The following is a 2,430-nucleotide window of genomic DNA, read 5'->3' as shown; positions in this document are numbered from 1 at the left end:
AGCGCTACGGGGTCAGGTCTTTCTTATTGCCTATCAATGCGATTCCAGGTAGTGTTACCCCATGGCCAGACCACTACGAATTGAATTCGCAGGCGCCCTTTACCATGTAACCTTTCGAGGAAATGGGCGCGAGGAGATTTATATCAGCCGCATTATCAATCGAGAAAAAAGGCAACGAGAAAGACCTGACCCTATTTTTCGCGCCGGCTCGCCGCAACGGCGACCCCAGATACCGGTGGAAGACGGCCTCCAGCGAGACGGAGGCCGTCTTCCCCGGTCAGCTCCAAAAAGATATTTTCTACCCCTACCTTGACCACGGGCTTGTCCAACAAACGGTTCAGATCGTGGTTCGCTTCGCTGCGCTCAGCGAACACGATCTAACCTTATTCGTTATGGAGTCGAGATGATGAGAGTGGGACTACGCTCTACGCTTACGATGCAGTAGGAAACCTGACCAGTGTAACCCGGAGTGATGACGTGGTGATCGACTATCTGATCGATGGTCGAAATCGCCGTATCGGCAAGAAGGTCGATGGTTTGCTGATCCAGGGATTTCTCTATAAGGATCAGCTAAACCCCGTCGCCGAGCTGGACGGGGACAACAACGTAGTCAGCTATTTCATCTACGCCGACAAGCCAAACGTACCCGCCTATATGGTCAAGGAAGGTGTGAGTTACTCTATCATCAGCGACCACCTGGGAAGCCCACGGATGGTGATCGACAGCAACACCGGCTCGGTGGTGCAGCGGATGCGCTACGACGAGTTCGGGCGGGTGATCGAGGATACCAATCCGGGGTTCCAGCCATTCGGATTCGCTGGGGGGCTGTACGATCGGGATACGGGATTGGTGCGGTTTGGAGCGCGGGATTATGATCCGAAGACGGGACGGTGGACGAGTAAGGATCCGGTGAGATTTGATGGTGGAATAAATTTGTACACCTATGTACTCAACGACCCACTGAACCTTACCGATCCTTTGGGACTTTACACCGCAGTAATTCATGTCAGTGGTGCAATTCCTCACTCGGCGATATATATCGGCGGCGATGGTAGGACTCCATTCCTTTACGATCCCGCGGGATCCTATCAACCAACAGGGGGAGAGCCTCGAGGTACCGGTGATTATTTTGAGGGGAACGCGGCAAGCATCTCGGATTATGTCAAGTTCCACATTGACAGAGGTGATATCGTAAGAATCTATCCAGTCCCAACAACACTTGAACAGGAGCGGGGAATAATTGAGCGCGCTACAAGGCTGGGTGGCGCTGCGCCCTTTGAATGTGCTGCATCTGTTTCTAGCGCCCTTGGTGGTGCCTGTGGTATCGAGCCATCGGCGTGGCCAAGCTCGCTATACGACAATGCGAAGAATGCGCAATGCAGATAGCCATGCATTCTTTTCGATATTACACACGAATCTTCTTGGCACTTATCGGGACTGCTGTAACGGCCGTTGTTTACCTGATATCAGGATTGTCCAGAGTTTTTTCTGTGATGCATTCGGGAACGGTTGGATATTCTGTTTCATACATCATTATTGTGGCCATTTTCTTGTTTGCGTTGTACGAAAAGCTGAAGCGTTCCGCGCTGTGGAAGGGCGTCATTATGGGGATGGCTTCTGGTTATCTGGCTGGACTCGTTTCTTATTATATTTCTGTTCTATCGATGCCTGATGGCGTGGCCAGGCTTAACAACTTCATGCTCTTATTTGGAGTGGACACATTTCTCTTTACCCTATGGGGGAATCTTGTATTACTTTGTTGGGCATGGAGTGCCGTTGGTTTCTTGGTTGTGAGCGGTCTTTCCAAGAGACTGTAGAAAAACCCCGTTAGGTCGCAAACCGAGCGGGGTTTTGCCTCTCAACCCTCCTCGACCGTCACCAGTGCGCTGGGGTCAGGTCTTTCTTGTTGTCTATCAGCGCAATTCCAGGTAGTGTGACCCCATGGCCAGACCACTACGAATTGAATTCGCAGGCGCCCTTTACCATGTAACCATTTCGAGGAAATGGGCGCGAGGAGATTTATATCAGCCGCATTATCAATCGAGAAAAAAGGCAACGAGAAAGACCTGACCCTATTTTTCGTATGACCCTATTTTTCCGATATCGGTAACGCGTTCGCATGAGTTAAGTGAAACGAATCTGGACCACGGCGACGAGTCCGTACGGGGTTCGGCGAAACCAACAGACTTGATTGACCATCGCCGCGGTCCATCCAAACAGCCAGCGAGAACTCGGGCGCGCGATCGGGAAAGCTCATCGCCGAGCGGCTGCTACCACGGGTGCCCGGCGGGTACCAAAGAGGCATTCGTGCCCTTGACAGGGGTCGGCTAATGGGTGACCCCGCTGTGCACCGCGGCGCCTTCCACGTTTGCACCGGACGCTGAATCGAAACCCGTTCTGCGGCAGCTTCCAGGACGCGACCGGGAGGAG

At 52.7% G+C, this 2,430-nt stretch carries 1 protein-coding gene and 2 pseudogenes; all 3 read left to right on the top strand.

The window, feature by feature from the left end; genetic code table 11:
- Positions 1-61 precede the first annotated feature (61 nt).
- Positions 62-142: pseudogene (locus ACYQ2W_RS26010) on the top strand (transposase); the annotation flags it as partial.
- A 287-nt stretch (positions 143-429) separates the two neighbouring features.
- Positions 430-1,386 (top strand): annotated as a pseudogene (locus ACYQ2W_RS26005) (RHS repeat-associated core domain-containing protein); the annotation flags it as partial.
- Positions 1,377-1,817 (top strand): hypothetical protein, encoded by a 441-nt coding sequence (locus ACYQ2W_RS26000; protein ID WP_459873941.1) that lies wholly within the window; start codon positions 1,377-1,379, stop codon positions 1,815-1,817. The pseudogene ACYQ2W_RS26005 and the gene ACYQ2W_RS26000, both read left to right, overlap by 10 nt.
- The last annotated feature ends 613 nt before the right edge of the window (positions 1,818-2,430 follow it).

It is taken from the genome of Endothiovibrio diazotrophicus (assembly GCF_054657215.1).
Note: the sequence above shows the minus strand (reverse complement) of the source record. Positions and strands in the feature narration are given on the sequence as shown.

Excerpts from the sequence above, each read along its gene's own strand:
- ACYQ2W_RS26000 (WP_459873941.1), top strand. The coding sequence starts at position 1,377 with ATGCAGATAGCCATGCATTCTTTTCGATATTACACACGAATCTTCTTG.